This window comes from Phytopseudomonas seleniipraecipitans, from assembly GCF_900102335.1.
GTDB classification, from domain to species: Bacteria; Pseudomonadota; Gammaproteobacteria; order Pseudomonadales; family Pseudomonadaceae; genus Aquipseudomonas; species Aquipseudomonas seleniipraecipitans.
Map to the genome: position 1 here is coordinate 558,076 of NZ_FNBM01000002.1, position 14,184 is coordinate 572,259.

Sequence of the window (14,184 nt, forward strand, 5' to 3'; positions counted from 1 at the left end):
CGCAGCAGCCTCTGGGTGGGTTTTCACAGGGAGCGCCATTCGAGTGGAACCCACTTCCAGTCGTCATCCGCTTCGGTGTCTGCCGGCAACGTCAGCGCGAACGGACCGTAGTTGCCCAGTGCACGCAGCTTGGGCAGCAGGTGGGTATCGGCGGCGTTGCGGAATACCGGCTCGTAGTTGGTCGGCAGGCTGTCCAGAGTTTCCTGTTCGAGGAGCTGCGACAGGCCTTCGGGAGCCAGGTAGCCGGGCACCAGGCCAGCGGAGGGGAGCACTTCGGCAAGCGGCGGGAAGCGCTTGCCGAGGGTATCGAGGGCCTTGTCCACCAACCGGTCATCCAGGGAGAACAGCAATGCTTGTCCCTGACGTGCAAGGCTCACGTTGAAGAAGCCGCGGGAGACCAGGGCGTCAGGAGTATTGCTGTCTTCGGCCGGGTACTGACCGAAGTTGGAGCCCACCTGGCGGCGCCAGATATGACCATCGGCGATGCTTTGGCTTTCCACCGGGAAGCGGCCGTTCTCGGCATTCGGCTCGAACGCGCCGATCATGCCGTCGAACAACCCGCCGATGGCCTGATCGAGCTCAGGCGTGACGGCTTCGTCGAGGTGGGTCACCAGCAAGGGCGAATGCAGTCGTGAATCGGCATACCAGCACAGGCCCGCGGTGCTGCCCAGGCGTTTTTCCAGATCCTTGCTGACTGCCCTGCTAGCGCCGACACGTGCCAACAGTTTTTCGGCACTGCCCGGCGCCACCGGAACCGCTACACAGGCGCTGGCGCCCATCGGCATGGCTTTCCAGATCGGCGTGAAATCCAGGCGCGGCTGGTCATCGACTTCGTTCAGGGCCAGGAAGCTGCTCCAGCCGGCCTCGCCCTTCTCGAAGCGCAGCCCAGCGAAGGCCGGGAAGAAACGCTGGTAACCAAGCGCCACATACTCGCCACTAAGCGAAATACGCTGCTGCTCCTGCTCGCGGGCCTTGAGGCCGAAGCGCTTGGCAAACGGGCTATCGCCGTCGAGCAGAGATTCCACCGACGCCACCGCGTCGCGGCCGAGCTTGTCGTCGTCGCCGAACAGCATGCCGGGCGACGACAGCACCAGCAGCTTGTCGCCATGGCTGGCGAGCAGCAATGCGCGGTCACCCAGGTAGCTGAGTCGATACAGCGGCACGCTGCTGCCATCGACGTGCAGCTCACCCGCCTGTTTCAACTGGCTATCGTCCAGGGCGATGTGGGCCAGCGGCTCCAGCACCTTGGCCAGACCGCCACGTTGCATGACCATCAGGAAATGCTTGAGCTTGCCATCGGCGCCCTTCCACAGAGCGACATCCGCGGGCTGGTCGAGCAGTTCGTCGAGCAGGTTGTCACGCAGCTTCAGGTCGCGCTCGTAGACGATCCGCCGCAGGCTGCCAACCAGCCCGAGGCGGTCGGCGTTGTGCTCGTAATAGAAGACGAAGTCTTCGGTGAGCGTATCGCGCAGCAGCGGCACCGCCAGCAGATCCTTGGGCAGGCGGCTGAGCGAGGCGCTCTCGATCAGCGCATCGGGGCGTTGCAGATCCAGGCCCAGGGTGCTGCGTTCCCCCAGCTCGCGCGAGTCCTGGCCGCAGGCGGCGAGCAGCACGGCCAGCGCCAGAACGGACAGGCGCGGCAGGTGGGCGGTAATCATCCGGTTCATAACAAAACCCCAGTTCATTCGAGCATCGGGATATCGATGTCAGGCTGTTGAAAAACTATCTGCGTTGCCATCGCGGCGTTAAAAACAGCCTCAAAATACTCATGTACTACTCGTACACTCCGCTTTTTCGCCTGTTTTTGCCTTGCGCTGACTTCCTCGCTCACGTTTTTCAACGGCCTGCATAATTGAAGGATTTGACGAACAGCAGCTCGCCGATGGCGCGCAGTGGCACCAGAAAGGTCTCGCGCTTCTCGTTGACGGTGTTCTCGTTGAAGATCAGGTTGATCTGCGCGGTAATGATCTCGTTCTGGTTACTGCCAGCCTCGAAGTTGTAACCACCACTGCCCAGGTTGCCCCAGTAATTCACGTAGATCAGGTAGGTGCCCTGCAGCGGCGCGGTCATGGTGAACATTTCCGGGCCGGGGCCGTCGACGCTGTCGACATCCAGGCCGCCGCCATTGGTGAGTACCGGATGGCTCCAGAACGCGTGCTGGCCATCCGGGGTGACCACGTGCAGGTCGAGCTCGGCCTTGGGATCGTCCCAGCCCAGCACGATGCGCATGCGCGCTGGCGTGCGCAGGTTGTTGGCTTCATAGAATTGAATGCGTTTGAGCGACTGCCCCTCGCCAGCCACCAGCTCGACACTGTTGGAGCCGGCGCCAAAGGCATAGGGCCGGGCGAAGCGGCCCTGCTCGTCGGTGTACAACGGCAGTGGATTACCGTTGACCACCAGCCGATGGGGCGGGCGCAACGGGCCGATGTCCTGCAGGGTGCCCTCGATCAGGCTGCGGCCCCGCTGGGCGCCGCGATCAATGGGCGGCGTCGGGTAGGCGACACGCGCTTCATTGTCGCCCTCGTTGAGGCCGTGGTAGCGCCAGCCACCGCTCGGGCCTTGCAGGGAAACGGCGGGATCAGCCCCGGAAATGGTCGGCGAGAGCAAAGTGCACAGGAGCAGCACGCGAATCGACAGCCAGGCACTGGCCTGAGCACGTCGATGCGCTCCGTGTCGCGAAAACGGATGAACCACTGCACTGCACTCCTTGTGCCTCGCTCAGGCTTGAAGAACCTGGCTCCTGCACTTCACATCCTGGGCTCATCGCAAGCGACAAGGCGCGTTCATGGACAGCAGGTCGACGGCGACCTGAGTGGCAGTGTCACATGAAGTTACACGCAAGCCGCGAATGCTAGCGAGTTGCCTGGCAACTCACAATCGTGGCATTTGCAAATCGGTACCTGATCACAATGGTGAGGCACGACGGAAGGCCGAAGCAGCGATTCTTGCAGGGTGGCTTTCGGCTTTCGACACGCCCGCTCTCGTCTGCCAGCCGTCTGGCTGATCAGATCCACTCTGCCCATTGCAGCAACAGCAACCCGACGTTGGTGGTCACCACCGCCGCCAGCGTGGTGATGACGATGATCGCAGCCGCCAGTTGGTAGTTGCCATTCATCGCGCGGGCCATGACGAAGCTGGCGGCGGCGGTGGGGCTGGCGAAGTAGAGAAAGAGGATGGCCAGGTCCGCGCCGCGAAAGCCCAGTGCCCAGGCACCCAATGTCGAGAACAGCGGCAACCAGACCATCTTCATCAGGCTGGAGCCGACTGCCACGCCACTGCTTTCGCGCAGCGAGGTCAGCGATAGCGTGCCGCCGATGCAGATCAGCGCCAGCGGCAGGGTCATTTGCGCGAAGTACTCGCCAGACACCATTGCCCACTGCGGTAGCGGAATCTGCCAATAGGCGAACGGAATGGCCAACAGCACGCCAATGATCGGCGGGTTGGTAACAATGCCCTTGCACAGCGCGCGCCAGTCGGACTTCACGCCGGGCGCATAAACCGTCAGTACCACCGCCGAAAGCACGTTGTAGCAAACGATCACCACCCCGCCGAGCACCGCCCCGACCGACAGGCCATAGTCGCCATACATGCTGGCGGCCAGCGCCAGGCCGACAATCCCGTTATTACCGCGAAAAGCGCCCTGGGTGTAGATGCCACGATCGGCCATCGGGCAGCGCCAGATCGCCCAGCCCCAGGCGATGGCGAAGCTGATCAGCGTGGCCAGCACGAAATAGCCGATTAACGCGGGTTTGAGCGCAGCGCCGAGATCGGCCTTGACGATGCTGAGAAACAGCAGCGTCGGCATGGTGCCGCGAAACACCAGCGACGAGGCGGTTTCGATGAAGCCGTCGTTGATCCAGCGCAGCCGCTTGAGCAGCACGCCGAGAAACAGCATGGAGAAGACCGGGGCAGTGATGCCGAGTGTTTGCTGAAGCACGGCGAGCATGGAAGTCCCGGATGCAGAAAGGTGGCGACCGAACACGAGCCTGCGTTCAGGCTCGTCGATAGGCTGCTAATGATAGCAAAGCTTCAGCCGCCGCAACCTTCCGCGCTAGCGCCACTCAGCGGCGAACGGGGCGCTTCTGCAATTTGCGCTGCAGGGTACGCCGGTGCATACCAAGGGCGCGGGCAGTGGCCGAGATATTGCCTTCATGCTCGGCTAGTACGCGCTGAATGTGTTCCCACTGCAGGCGATCCACCGACATCGGGTTCTCGGGCACCAGGGTGTCGAGGTCGGCGTGTTGGGTCAGCAGCGCCGCGAGCACATCATCGGCGTCTGCCGGCTTGCACAGGTAGTTGCAGGCACCGCGCTTGATGGCCTCCACCGCGGTGGCGATGCTCGAATAGCCAGTGAGGATCACCACACGCATCTCGGCATCCAGCTCCAGCAACTTGGGCAGCAGCACCAGGCCGGAGTCGCCTTCCATCTTCAAGTCGAGCACGGCGTAATCCGGCAGGTCCTGAGTGGCGACAGCCAGGCCTTCTTCGGCAGAAGCGGCAGTCGATACCCGCAGGCCGCGGCTGCTCATGGCTCGCGCCATCACCCGGGTAAACGTGGGATCATCATCGACCAGCAGCAGATGAGGTTGTTCTTCGCTTTCCAACAGCGCTTCGTCACTCATACGTCACTCCTTAAAACAGGTTCGCGGCCTGCGCTTCTCAGCAAGGCTGCGCTGCCAGCAGGCTCAGACCCGGGCATAGGCTCGCGGCAATTTGAGCTCGGTGAGCGTGCCGCCTTCTTCATGGTTATACAACTTCACTGTGCCGCCGGCACGACTCACGCTGGCCTGGCTGAGAAACAGCCCGAGGCCGAATCCCTTGCCCTTGCTCTTGGTGGTGAAGAACGGCCGCCCCAGCTGTTCGGCAATGGCCAGGGGCACCCCTGCGCCATAGTCGCGGATGGTCAGCCGCACCCACTGGTGGTCCCAGCCGAGACCGATTTCCAGATTCTCCGGGCAAGCATCGGCGGCATTATTGAGCAGGTTGAGCAGCGCCTGGGTCAGGTCGGCTGGTGGCATCAGCTGTGGCGGTTTGCCAACGCCCAGGCACTCGTAACGATAGCTCGCCTCGGGCCGCATCAGGTGCCAGCGATTGAGGGTGGTTTCCAGCCAGTCCACCGACGACATCTCGACGACCGCCTGACGGCGTTCCGCTTCAGCGGCACGCACCAGTTGCTGAAGGGTTTCCTTGCACAGCTTGACCTGTTCCTGCAGCAGCCCGAGGTCTTCCTGCAACAGCGGGTTCTGGTGCTCGCGGCGCAGCTCCTTGATCAACACGCTCATGGTCGCCAGCGGCGTACCGAGTTCGTGTGCAGCGCCGGCGGCCTGGGTGGCGACTGCCAATAGCTGCTGATCGCGCATGCCCTCCTCGCGTCGTTCGGCGCGCAGTTTTTCCTGCTGGCGTAACTCTTCGGCCATCTTGGCGACAAAGAAGATAATCAGCGCGGCTGCCAACGCGAAACTCAGCCACATGCCGTACACCAGCAGGCTCTCACGCGGGCCGACGGGCAGTTCCAGCGGATGCGACCACATCAGCAGCAAGGTGTAGGATGCCAGCGCCATGCCGCCGAGGATCACGCTGAACAGCCACGGCAGGGTCGCCGCCGCGATCGTCAGTGGCACCAGGTAATAGGACACGAACGGGTTGGCCGAGCCGCCCGAGTAATAAAGCAGCACGCTGTGGATGATCAGGTCGAGGCCGAGATGAATCGCGTATTCGACCTCGGTCACCGGCCAGGGCCCGCGCAGACGCAGTGCGGTGAGCAGGCACAGCACCAGCGAGGCGCCGAGGGTGATGCTCAGCTGCAGCCAGGGCAACGGCAGCAGCGCGGACTTGTATGCAAGGCCGACCGAACCGGCCTGAGCGGCCAGCACCAGGAAGCGAATCAGGGTCAAACGCCAGAGATTCTGGCGACTGGCGGACAACAACTGAACGGGGGCCAGCATCAACATTCCTCTGCTCGTCAGCGAGCCTGACGAGTATAACCAAGCCCACCGATGCGCCGCTGCGGCAACGCGCCGCAGCGGTGGGATCGCCGTGGCTGGCCCGCGGTCAGATAGCTGAAGTTTTTTCAACGAGCGTTAACCCGAGTCGGCAAAGCGGCTCGTCTACTCTCATGAACGCGGCCGATAGCCGTATCTGTCATCGATAAGGAATCACCATGCAGCCATTGTCCCGCCTTGCCACCGCCCTGGCGTTTACCACCGCCGGCCTGCTTAGCGTCACCGCCCATGCTGAAGAGCCGCGCTACAACCAGATTTCCCTGAGCACCCAGGTCAGCCATGAAGTGGCCCATGACCTGATGCAGGTGACCCTGTACACCGAGGCTCAGAACCAGGACCCCGCCGCCCTGGCTGCGGAAATCACCCGCACCCTCAACGCCGGCCTGGCCCAGGCTCGCGGTGTGCAGGGCGTGACGGTGTCCCAGGGCAGCCGCAACAGCTACCCGGTCTACAGCGAGAAAGGCGAGCAAATCAGTGCCTGGCGCGAGCGCGCCGAAATCCGCCTGGAAAGCGCCGATTTCGCCGCGCTGTCGAAGCTGACCGGTGACATGCTCAAGACGCTGAAGATGGGCGGCATGAGCTTCAGCATCGCTGACGCCACGCGTAAGAAAGAAGAGGACGCGCTGATCAAGGATGCCGTAGCAGCCTTCAAGGAACGCGCGCAGCTGACCACCGAAGCCCTGGGCGGCAGCACCTACAAATTGGTCAGCCTGAACCTCAACAGTGGCGGCTTCGTGCGCCCGCCGATGCGCATGGAAGCCATGAAGGCCGCGTCGTTCGCCAGCGACAGCGTGACACCAGACGTTGAAGCGGGCACCAGCCAAGTGACCATGAATGCCGATGGCGTTATTGAAGTGCAGATGCCCTAAGCGTGTATCACCCTGCCTGGCTAACGGCCTGGGCAGGGCAACGCCGATGAATTAAGACAGCGACCTGCCGATTGCGATAGCCGGCAAACCCGATAATTATCCTTTCGCCGAATTCGGCACATCCCGTGCATAGATTAAAACAAGGTCTAGGGTTAACGGATGCTTCACCGTTCGAACGCATCTGCCAGCGCAACAGACCCCTCACTAAAAACCACAATAGACATGAGGTAACCATGCACAAAAACGCTCTACTTCAGGCCTTCGTAGCCGCTGGCCTGATCGCCAGCGCTCCATTCGCCATGGCCGCCAGCAACCTGGTGTATTGCTCTGAAGGCAGCCCAGCCGGCTTCGACCCAGGGCTGTATACCACTGGCACCGATTTCGATGCCGCCGCTGAAACCGTCTTCAACCGTCTTTCTCAATTCGAGCGCGGCGGCACCAAGGTGACCCCAGGTCTGGCAGAGAAATGGGACATCAGTGAAGACGGCCTCACCTACACCTTCCACCTGCGCGAAGGGGTGAAATTCCACACCACCGATTACTTCAAGCCGAGCCGCGAATTCAACGCCGACGACGTGCTGTTCACCTTCAACCGCATGCTCAGCAAGGATGATCCGTTCCGCAAGGCCTACCCCACCGAGTTCCCGTACTTCACCGACATGGGGATGGACAACAACATCGCCAAGATCGAGAAGGTCAACGAGCACACGGTGCGCTTCACCCTCAATACCGTCGACGCCGCCTTCATCCAGAACATGGCCATGAGCTTCGCTTCGATCCACTCTGCCGAATACGCTGCCCAGCTGCTCAAAGCTGGCCGGGCTTCAGATATCAATCAGAAGCCGATCGGCACCGGCCCGTTCGTGTTCAGCCGTTACCAGAAAGACGCGCAGATCCGCTTCAAGGGCAACACCGAATACTGGCACCCGGAAGATGTGAAGATCGACAACCTGATCTTCGCCATCAACACCGACCCTTCCGTGCGCATGCAGAAGCTGCGTGCCGGCGAGTGCCACGTCAGCGTGTTCCCTCGCCCGGCAGACCTCGAGGCCCTGAAGAAAGACCCGAAACTGCAGATGCCCGAGCAGGCCGGTTTCAACGTCGGCTACCTGGCCTACAACACCGAACACAAGCCATTCGACAAACTGGAAGTGCGCCAGGCGATGGACATGGCGGTCAACAAAGAAGCCATCATCAATGCCGTGTACCAGGGCGCCGGGCAGATCGCCGTAAACGGCATGCCGCCGACCCAGTGGTCCTATGACGACACCATCAAGGGCACACCCTACGATCCGGAGAAGGCCAAGGAGTTGCTCAAGGCTGCGGGCGTGAAAGAAGGCACGGAGATCACCCTGTGGGCCATGCCCGTGCAGCGTCCGTACAACCCCAACGCCAAGCTGATGGCCGAAATGCTGCAGGCTGACTGGGCGAAGATCGGTATCAAGGCGCGCATCGTCAGCTACGAATGGGGCGAGTACAACAAGCGCGCCAAGGCCGGCGAGCACGACGCCTTGCTGATCGGCTGGACCGGCGACAATGGCGACCCCGACAACTGGCTGAGTGTGCTGTATGGCTGCGATGCCATCGGCGGCAACAACTACAGCCGCCTGTGCAACCGTGAGTTCGACGGGCTGTTGAAAAAGGCCAAGGCGATCAACGATCAGGAAGAGCGCACCGTGCTCTACAAGCAGGCGCAGCAGTTGCTCAAAGCTGACGTGCAGAACACGCCGATCGCCCACTCCACCGTGTATCAGCCGATGAGCAAGCGGGTGAAAGACTTCAAGATCAGCCCGTTCGGGATCAACTCCTTTTACGGCGTGAGCATCGAGTAACTTAGTTCTCCGAATGAAAGCGCCCGGCCAATTGGCCGGGCGTTTTCGTTTCCAGGAACCTGCTCATGATCTTGCGGATCGACTTCAGCATGTTGCCTGCAAAGTGGCGGGAGCGGACATTTGTAGGGTGGGCGACGCTTCACCTACGCGGCCCAACCCGTCCACCGCTCTGCAATCGCAATGGTGGATGAAAAGAGCGTCGGCTACGCGCCCCGATCCACCCTACGTAAATAAGTGGCAAGGGCGCCCTTTCTCTTATCCCGTGGGAACGGGTACTGCATTGATGGCAGCTCTTGCCTTGCAGTCTCTTTAATGTCGCCTGAAAAATCGTGGGCAGGCGCCGAGGACGGCTCAGGCGTTCAACCCGAACGGGTCGTCCACCGAATGGCTGGGCTGGGTAAACCAGCATGGGCCGTCGGCAGTCATGTAGAAGTGATCTTCCAGACGGATGCCGAACTCACCCGGTACACAGATCATCGGCTCATTGCTGAAACACATGCCTTCGGCCAGCGGGGTGTCATCGCCGCCCACCAGATAAGGCCCCTCGTGAATATCCAGACCGATGCCGTGACCCGTGCGGTGCGACAAACCGGGAAGTTTGTAGCCTGGGCCAAGCCCGGCGGCTTCCAGGCTGCGCCGCGCTGCAGCGTCCACCGAGGAACAGGGCGCGCCGAGTACCGCCGCTTCGAATGCGGCCTGCTGAGCCGCTTTCTCTTTGTCCCAGAATTCGCGCTGGCGTTCGCTGGGCGTACCGAATACGTAGCTGCGGGTAATGTCGGACAGGTAGCTGTGCACTTGGCAACCCGTGTCGATCAGCACCATTTCGCCATCCTTGAGCGTCTGCGCATGCTTGACCCCGTGAGGAAAGGCGCTCGCCGGGCCGAACAGCACGATGCAGAAGATCGAGCCGGGCGCGCCAACCTTGCGGTGGGCCTCGCGGATGAACTCAGCCACTTCGGTAGTGGTGATGCCTTCGCGAAGAATGCTCGCCGCTGCCTTGTGCACTTCCAGAGTCATGTCCTTGGCACGTTGCATCAGGGCGATTTCCGCGGCGGACTTCTGCTGCCGACAAATCGTGGTAATCGGACCGGCATCGACGAAACGGTAACCGTCGGTCAGCTGGCGAAGGCCTTCATACATGAAAAAAGGCAAGGAAGAACAAAGACCTACCCGCGGCAGCGCACCATCATTGGGCGCAACGCCCATGCGTCGCAGGCAACGGATCAGCAACGCGTAGGGGCTCTCATGCTCTTCCCAGGTATTGATCACACCAGGCACGACCTGAAAGTCGAGAACGGTGCCTTCTTCGAAGGTCGGGGCCAGATACTCAAGCGCACCGTGAGCGGGAAGAATGGCACCGACCATCCTTTCACTGGGGTTCCACTTCACACCAGTGAAGTACTGCAGATTGCTGCCCGCAGAGACGAACAGCGCGGCAATACCTTGCGCCTGCATCAACGTTTGAGCCCGCGTGATACGAGCGCGGTACTCGGCTTCGCTGATCGGCGCCGTACCGGCGGTCATGTCCTGCAAGCGTGCCAAAGCCTGTTCTGGCGTACTGCCGCCCACTCCCAGTGTCATCTGCGCATCCTCTTCTGGCGCCCGCAACGCGCATCGTCAGCAGGCAATTCGATGCACCGGAATTTAAGTGCAACTTAAATTCCGGTCAAAGCATTTTTCAGTCGCACTTAAAAAAGCGCTTCACCTTGCAGCTGAACTTGCCATAGCCGATCGGTATACTGCCGCGATCCATACAGCGAGCCCCTCCCATGACTGCAGATCGCATAGGCGAACGCCTGCGCCGCTACCGGCGGGCCGCCGGCAAGACCCTCAACCAGGTAGCAGCGGATGCCGGCCTGACGGCCAGCTTTCTGTCTCAGGCGGAACGCAATCTGACGGGCGTGTCGCTGTCGTCACTGGCGAGCATTGCCAAATCGCTGCAGATACCGCTCAACGCGCTATTCGATCAGCCCGCCCAGGCCCAGCCCGATTCCCACGTAGACCAGCGTGTTCGCTACACCGTAGGCGGCCAGTTGCTGGCCTATGAGCGGCTCTCCAGCTCGTTTCCCGGCAATTCGATCAACGCGGTGAAAATGAACATTCCGGTGGGCTACCAATCGGAACTCATCGCCCATGAAGGGGTTGAGTTTTCCTATGTACTGAGCGGTGAAATCGTCTACACCATCGAGGGCCGCGACTATCCGCTCGGCCCTGGCGACTCGGTGCACTTCGATGCAGGCAAGCTGCATTGCCTGGCAAATGCCACCGACGCGCCTGCCGAAGTATTGACCATGACCACCATGGCACTCTTCGATGATCGCCCTGCCAGCGAGTGAGTTTTGCCCCAATTGAGGGCAAATATGCGCAATGTTAGTGCTGCTTAATTTTTGTTGACCGAAATTTCAGCATGACTTAATTTCGAGCCCTACCCGGTGGGCTACCCGCTTTCACCGCATTCCGAGCTCGCGCTAACCGAGGCGCGAACAAAAAGAAAAAGAGGTTCGCATGCGCATGTCTCCCCTCTGCAAGGCTCTGCTCACGGCAGGATTGCTCACCAGTGCTTCGCTCGCTCAGGCCAGTAACCTGGTGTACTGCTCCGAAGGCAGCCCAGGCGGTTTCGACCCAGGCCAGTACACCACCGGCACCGACTTCGATGCTGCCTCGGAAACCATCTTCAACCGCCTGGCCGAATTCGAGCGCGGCGGCACCAAGGCCCAACCGGGCCTGGCCACCTCGTGGGATGTCAGCGAAGACGGCCTGACTTACACCTTCCACCTGCGCGAAGGGGTCAAGTTCCACACCACCGACTACTTCAAGCCGACCCGTGAATTCAACGCCGACGACGTGCTGTTCACCTTCCAGCGCATGCTCGATCGCAACCACCCGTTCCGCAAGGCGTACCCCAGCGAGTTCCCATACTTCACTGACATGGGTCTGGACAAGAACATCGCCAAGATCGAGAAGACCGACGAGCACACCGTCGTTTTCACCCTCAACGCCGTGGACGCTGCCTTCGTGCAGAACCTGGCAATGAACTTCGCCGCCGTGCATTCGGCCGAATACGCCGACCAGCTGCTCAAGGCCGGCAAGGCCGCGCAGATCAACCAGCAGCCCATTGGCACTGGCCCGTTCGTGTTCAGCCGTTACCAGAAAGATGCCGCGATTCGCTACAAGGGCAACAAGGAATACTGGGCGCCCGAGCAGGTGAAGATCGACAACCTGATCTTCTCGATCAACACCGACGCCTCGGTGCGTACGCAGAAGCTGCGTGCCGGCGAGTGCCAGATCACTCTCAACCCGCGCCCGGCCGACCTCAAGGCCCTGCAGGCGGACAAGAACCTCAACGTGCCGACCGCGCCCGGCTACAACCTGGGTTACATCGCTTACAACGTGACCCGCGCGCCGTTCGACAAGCTCGAAGTGCGCCAGGCGCTGGACATGGCCGTGAACAAGCAGGCGATCATCGACGCCGTGTACCAGGGCGCTGGCCAGCTGGCCGTCAACGGCATGCCGCCAACCCAGTGGTCCTACGACGAGTCGATCAAGGACGCCGCCTACAACCCGGAAAAAGCCAAAGAACTGCTCAAGGCTGCCGGCGTCAAGGAAGGCACCGAAATCACTTTGTGGGCCATGCCCGTGCAGCGCCCGTACAACCCCAATGCACGTCTGATGGCTGAAATGCTGCAGGCCGACTGGGCCAAGGTCGGCGTCAAGGCGCGCATCGTCAGCTACGAGTGGGGCGAGTACATCAAGCGTGCCCATGCTGGCGAGCACGATGCCATGCTGATCGGCTGGACCGGCGACAACGGTGACCCCGACAACTGGCTCGGTACCCTATACGGCTGCGCCTCGGTGGATGGCAACAACTTCTCCAAGTGGTGCGATGCCGAATACGACAAGCTGGTAGTCGCTGCCAAGCGCGTGACCGACCAGGCAGAGCGCACCGAGCTGTACAAGCAGGCTCAGGTGGTGCTCAAGCGTGAAGTGCCGATCACGCCGATCGCCCACTCCACGGTCTACCAGCCGATGCGCGCCAGCGTGAAAGGCTTCCAGATCAGCCCCTTCGGTCGCAACAGCTTCAGCGGCGTGAGCAACGACTGATAGCCTTTCACGCAACCGCCCCCTAACGACGTGCTCCGGGCATAACGCCCGGAGCACGTCGTTGTCGAACAGCTACCCTGCAAGTAAGCGAAGGAATCGCCAGAATTCCCGGCTGTCGACCCGTCCTGATTAGGAGTTACCCACCCCCATGCTGAGTTTCATTGCGCGCCGTCTGGGCTTGCTGATTCCCACCTTTTTCGGCGTCACCTTGCTGACCTTCGCGCTCATCCGCATGATCCCCGGCGACCCCGTGGAAGTGATGATGGGCGAGCGCCGGGTCGACCCGCAGATGCACGCCGAGGCCATGGAGCGCCTGGGCCTGAACAAGCCGCTGTACGCTCAGTACCTCGACTATATCGGGCAACTGGCTCAAGGCGACCTGGGTGAATCGCTGCGTACCCGCACCCCGGTCTGGAAAGAATTCACCACCCTGTTTCCCGCCACCCTGGAGCTGACCCTGGCCGCCTTGCTGTTCGCTGGCACGCTGGGGTTGATCGCCGGGGTGATCGCCGCGCTCAAGCGAGGTTCGCTATTCGATCACGGCGTAATGGGCATATCCCTGACCGGCTACTCGATGCCGATTTTCTGGTGGGGCCTGCTGCTGATCATGTTCTTTTCGGTTTGGTTGGGCTGGACGCCGGTGTCCGGGCGCATCGATCTGCTCTATGACATCCCGCCAGTGACCGGCTTCATGCTCATCGACACCCTGCTCTCGGATGAAGAAGGTGCGTTCATCGACGCCCTGCGTCACCTGATTCTGCCGGCCATCGTGCTGGGCACCATTCCGCTGGCGGTAATCGCCCGCATGACCCGTTCGGCAATGCTCGAAGTGCTGCGTGAAGACTACGTACGTACCGCTCGCGCCAAGGGCCTGTCGCCGGGCCGCGTGGTGTTCGTGCACGGTCTGCGCAACGCGCTGATTCCGGTACTCACCGTGTTCGGCCTGCAGGTCGGCACGCTGCTGGCCGGCGCCGTACTGACCGAAACCATCTTCTCCTGGCCGGGCATCGGCAAATGGCTGATCGAATCGATAGGCGCCCGTGACTACCCGGTGGTGCAGAACGGCATCCTGCTGATCGCCTGCCTGGTCATCCTGGTCAACTTCGTGGTGGACATCCTTTATGGACTGGTCAACCCACGCATTCGCCACCAGCGTTGATAAAGGAGCCTGCAATGTCCCTGAACCAGCCCTGCTGGCACCCCGTAGGGTGGATGACGCTTCTTTCATCCACCATGAACATCGCGCCGCGGTGGACGGATAAAGCGTCGTCCACCCTACAAACTACTTCCGTAGCCCGGGCTGAGCACAGCGAAACCCAGGGTGCCCTCTCCCGGGTGTCGCTTCGCTCGACCGAGGCTACGCCCACATCCAATATCCAT

Annotated in this window: 11 protein-coding genes; 5 read left to right on the forward strand and 6 right to left on the reverse strand. The window is 61.4% G+C overall.

The features are described from left to right. Positions 1-23 precede the first annotated feature (23 nt). From BLS60_RS07430 to BLS60_RS07450, 5 genes are all read right to left on the reverse strand, one after another. Complete coding sequence (locus BLS60_RS07430) at positions 24-1,667, reverse strand: DUF2138 domain-containing protein (RefSeq protein ID WP_092366401.1); 1,644 nt, start codon at positions 1,665-1,667, stop codon at positions 24-26. Positions 1,668-1,836: 169 nt separating this feature from the next. After that, complete coding sequence (locus tag BLS60_RS07435; protein ID WP_244153382.1) at positions 1,837-2,616, reverse strand: YfaP family protein; 780 nt, start codon at positions 2,614-2,616, stop codon at positions 1,837-1,839. 388 nt (positions 2,617-3,004) lie between these two features. After that, the gene (locus BLS60_RS07440) at positions 3,005-3,946 is read right to left on the reverse strand and encodes an AEC family transporter (protein WP_070880687.1); all 942 of its coding nucleotides are present in this window, start codon (positions 3,944-3,946) and stop codon (positions 3,005-3,007) included. Between the two features lie 115 nt (positions 3,947-4,061). Further along, entirely contained in the window at positions 4,062-4,622 is a 561-nt protein-coding gene (locus BLS60_RS07445; RefSeq protein ID WP_070880686.1) for a response regulator transcription factor, read from the reverse strand. 63 nt (positions 4,623-4,685) lie between these two features. Next, complete coding sequence (locus BLS60_RS07450) at positions 4,686-5,945, reverse strand: ATP-binding protein (RefSeq protein WP_070880801.1); 1,260 nt, start codon at positions 5,943-5,945, stop codon at positions 4,686-4,688. A 215-nt stretch (positions 5,946-6,160) separates the two neighbouring features. On the opposite strand from BLS60_RS07450, the gene BLS60_RS07455 reads away from it, so the two are divergent. Together BLS60_RS07455 and BLS60_RS07460 are read left to right on the forward strand one after the other, a co-directional pair. Further along, the gene (locus tag BLS60_RS07455) at positions 6,161-6,871 is read left to right on the forward strand and encodes an SIMPL domain-containing protein (protein ID WP_092366404.1); all 711 of its coding nucleotides are present in this window, start codon (positions 6,161-6,163) and stop codon (positions 6,869-6,871) included. A gap of 233 nt (positions 6,872-7,104) precedes the next feature. Then, positions 7,105-8,703: an ABC transporter substrate-binding protein gene (locus BLS60_RS07460; RefSeq protein WP_092366407.1), complete on the forward strand. Its 1,599-nt coding sequence runs from the start codon at positions 7,105-7,107 to the stop codon at positions 8,701-8,703. Between the two features lie 351 nt (positions 8,704-9,054). Here the strand turns inward: BLS60_RS07460 and BLS60_RS07465 are convergent, their stop codons facing one another. Continuing rightward, positions 9,055-10,284 carry a M24 family metallopeptidase gene (locus BLS60_RS07465; RefSeq protein WP_092366410.1) on the reverse strand — a complete coding sequence of 410 codons (1,230 nt, stop codon included), beginning with the start codon at positions 10,282-10,284 and terminating at the stop codon, positions 9,055-9,057. Positions 10,285-10,472: 188 nt separating this feature from the next. Between BLS60_RS07465 and BLS60_RS07470 the strand changes: the two genes are divergently transcribed. The 3 genes from BLS60_RS07470 (at position 10,473) to BLS60_RS07480 (ending at position 13,963) form a co-directional block, all read left to right on the forward strand. After that, positions 10,473-11,039, forward strand: a complete 567-nt coding sequence (locus BLS60_RS07470) for a cupin domain-containing protein (protein ID WP_070880682.1) — start codon at positions 10,473-10,475, stop codon at positions 11,037-11,039. Between the two features lie 169 nt (positions 11,040-11,208). Next, positions 11,209-12,804 (forward strand): ABC transporter substrate-binding protein, encoded by a 1,596-nt coding sequence (locus BLS60_RS07475; protein ID WP_092366413.1) that lies wholly within the window; start codon positions 11,209-11,211, stop codon positions 12,802-12,804. A 148-nt stretch (positions 12,805-12,952) separates the two neighbouring features. Beyond that, positions 12,953-13,963, forward strand: a complete 1,011-nt coding sequence (locus BLS60_RS07480) for an ABC transporter permease subunit (RefSeq protein ID WP_070880680.1) — start codon at positions 12,953-12,955, stop codon at positions 13,961-13,963. Positions 13,964-14,184: the final 221 nt, after the last annotated feature.

What these genes read in the sequence shown, in the direction of transcription:
- BLS60_RS07450 (WP_070880801.1), bottom strand. Translation starts at nt 5,945, where the DNA reads ATGCTGGCCCCCGTTCAGTTGTTGTCCGCCAGTCGCCAGAATCTCTGG.
- BLS60_RS07460 (WP_092366407.1), top strand. Translation starts at nt 7,105, where the DNA reads ATGCACAAAAACGCTCTACTTCAGGCCTTCGTAGCCGCTGGCCTGATC.
- BLS60_RS07475 (WP_092366413.1), top strand. Translation starts at nt 11,209, where the DNA reads ATGCGCATGTCTCCCCTCTGCAAGGCTCTGCTCACGGCAGGATTGCTC.
- BLS60_RS07480 (WP_070880680.1), top strand. Translation starts at nt 12,953, where the DNA reads ATGCTGAGTTTCATTGCGCGCCGTCTGGGCTTGCTGATTCCCACCTTT.
- BLS60_RS07440 (WP_070880687.1), bottom strand. Translation starts at nt 3,946, where the DNA reads ATGCTCGCCGTGCTTCAGCAAACACTCGGCATCACTGCCCCGGTCTTC.
- BLS60_RS07445 (WP_070880686.1), bottom strand. Translation starts at nt 4,622, where the DNA reads ATGAGTGACGAAGCGCTGTTGGAAAGCGAAGAACAACCTCATCTGCTG.
- BLS60_RS07470 (WP_070880682.1), top strand. Translation starts at nt 10,473, where the DNA reads ATGACTGCAGATCGCATAGGCGAACGCCTGCGCCGCTACCGGCGGGCC.
- BLS60_RS07430 (WP_092366401.1), bottom strand. Translation starts at nt 1,667, where the DNA reads ATGAACCGGATGATTACCGCCCACCTGCCGCGCCTGTCCGTTCTGGCG.
- BLS60_RS07465 (WP_092366410.1), bottom strand. Translation starts at nt 10,284, where the DNA reads ATGACACTGGGAGTGGGCGGCAGTACGCCAGAACAGGCTTTGGCACGC.
- BLS60_RS07455 (WP_092366404.1), top strand. Translation starts at nt 6,161, where the DNA reads ATGCAGCCATTGTCCCGCCTTGCCACCGCCCTGGCGTTTACCACCGCC.